Annotated in this window: 3 protein-coding genes; all 3 read left to right on the forward strand. The window is 62.9% G+C overall.

Going from position 1 to position 1,947, the window contains the following annotated elements:
• The first annotated feature begins 478 nt into the window (after positions 1 to 478).
• Entirely contained in the window at positions 479 to 817 is a 339-nt protein-coding gene (locus tag FS320_RS42445; RefSeq protein WP_152718528.1) for a hypothetical protein, read from the forward strand.
• A 135-nt stretch (positions 818 to 952) separates the two neighbouring features.
• Complete coding sequence (locus FS320_RS49380; RefSeq protein ID WP_244627745.1) at positions 953 to 1,099, forward strand: hypothetical protein; 147 nt, start codon at positions 953 to 955, stop codon at positions 1,097 to 1,099.
• Between the two features lie 386 nt (positions 1,100 to 1,485).
• Positions 1,486 to 1,818, forward strand: a complete 333-nt coding sequence (locus tag FS320_RS42455) for an alpha/beta fold hydrolase (protein WP_420846853.1) — start codon at positions 1,486 to 1,488, stop codon at positions 1,816 to 1,818.
• The last annotated feature ends 129 nt before the right edge of the window (positions 1,819 to 1,947 follow it).

The raw sequence follows: 1,947 nt of genomic DNA on the forward strand, positions 1-1,947 counted from the left end.
CTCCCCGCGCCGCCAATGCCTTGATAGTCATGCGAGCCTCCTGATCGAGCCGGCTCATGCGCTCCTCCGTGTCGTCCCGTGACACGGTAGGTCGACTTCAACCGGAGGCGACATCTCGTAAATCTGGCCGTCGCCTTACTCACACATTCGCGCGTCGCGCTACATATGCCTGGGCGGTGTGATCCGCAGAGCCCCTACGGCGATCCTGGATGTAAAGGAGACTGTCATGGCACACCGGGAACAACGTGGGAATCGCGAGGCGAAGAAGCCCAAGAAAGAGAAACCCAAAGGCGGCGTCGCCGCCGGGTCAAAGCGGTGGGCCGTGAGTGAGATCGTTGAGGCTCGAACCGGCTCCAAGCATTAGGTTGAGCCATTGAGCCTCGAGACCCAGAGTTAATCAGCCACGAGGATTAGGGAACGGTGGCGGGTGAGGCCGCGTTGGAGAGCAGAGCTTAACCTAGGTTAAGGGAGGCCACACATGCGCCTCAAACCGAGAGAGCTTCTGCTGACCGCAATCGTCATGGCTGGTGGGGTTGCCGGCACGATGACCCCAGCACGGGCGCAGGGCCAGCCTCAGACCTCCGAGACGCTCAAAACCGAGAGCACCGGCCCGCAGGATCCGCGTTCCACCGGATCGGTGGGGCGCTCAAACGCGCCGCTGAGCGACAAGCTGAATCGCACCGATGGCGTGATCCGTCCGCCCGCCAACATCGCCCCCGACATGACCGTCCGGCCACCGGTTCCAAATCCAGGCACAACGCGGGTGATCCCACCCCCAGGATCGCCAGGTGGCGACCAAAGCGTCGAGCCGAAGTGACGGCAGCCTCGACAGCCACTTGGTGCCAGCATGCCGTTAGCTTCTGACGCTGCCCCGCTCGAACAGATTATTGAGCTCGCTTATGAGATCATTGATAAGTGCCCCTCGTGTGCGGGCACGGCTTCGGAGATCGCCATGTGGGCCAACGAAATCCGGGAACGCCGGCCTGGCCATGAGGGGTTGGCAGCTCTGGTCGATGCCACGTGCCCGGGCGTGCCCGCAGATCAGCGGACGCAACTCATCGATGGCTTGCGGTCTTTCATCCGCTTCGCCGAGAGCTGAACCGTTCCACGGAACAGGCTTCGCACCGGGACGTTCCCGCGCCTGAGGGCTGTCCCAAAGTCCCATCATGACGCCCGCCGGGCTGTAGCCTGCACTCAAGCGGAGCAGGTCAGACGAGCGAACCGCCGCGTGGGCTGCGACGGCATGGAGCAGACAGTAAAGGTTGGCTTCCTGTAGGAGAGTTGCAGCTTCCATTCCATCCACGACAGGAGACAGTTCATGGTCGACCTGGGCTCATGGCACGACATCGTCCTCCTCGGTGGTGCCGTCCTTGTCATGGTGGTGATCTGCAGCCTGGAAGGATGGATGCGGTAGCTGAAAGCAACTTGGATGGATCGCGGTCGACGGCAAGATACAGCCGGGCCGCGCTCCAAGGACCGAACCAGATGAGGGCTGGCTTCACATCCGAAGCAGTCGATGCGCTGCGCGATCCTGCACACGTGCATGCCATCTGCGAGGAGTATCGCGCGGCAGCAACCCTCGACCACGATGCGGAGGACCGCAGAGCCGGACGTCGGATCAAGTGCCCAACGCTCGTGCTCTGGAGTGCTCACGGGCCACTGAACACGTGGTACACCGACATGGGTGGCCCCCTCGCCTTGTGGCGGCTGTGGGCCGATGATGTCGGCGGCGGCCCTGTTGAGGCCGGTCACTTCTTTCCCGAAGAGATTCCGGACCGAACGGCTCAGGAACTGAGCGACTTCTTCGCAGGATCGTGAGCCGCCAGCAGGGCGCTTGGTCGGCCACAACAGCCGAAAGCTGCCAGACCTGGAACTCCAGGCGCCATCGCGGACCTAATCCGCCCACCTTGGTCTCGATCGCTCACCGTCGCGGTTCTGCGTGTTCTG

It is taken from the genome of Microvirga tunisiensis (genome assembly GCF_009296175.1).
Taxonomy (GTDB): Bacteria; Pseudomonadota; Alphaproteobacteria; order Rhizobiales; family Beijerinckiaceae; genus Microvirga; species Microvirga tunisiensis.

What these genes read in the sequence shown, in the direction of transcription:
- FS320_RS42445 (WP_152718528.1), top strand. Translation starts at nt 479, where the DNA reads ATGCGCCTCAAACCGAGAGAGCTTCTGCTGACCGCAATCGTCATGGCT.
- FS320_RS49380 (WP_244627745.1), top strand. Translation starts at nt 953, where the DNA reads ATGTGGGCCAACGAAATCCGGGAACGCCGGCCTGGCCATGAGGGGTTG.
- FS320_RS42455 (WP_420846853.1), top strand. Translation starts at nt 1,486, where the DNA reads ATGAGGGCTGGCTTCACATCCGAAGCAGTCGATGCGCTGCGCGATCCT.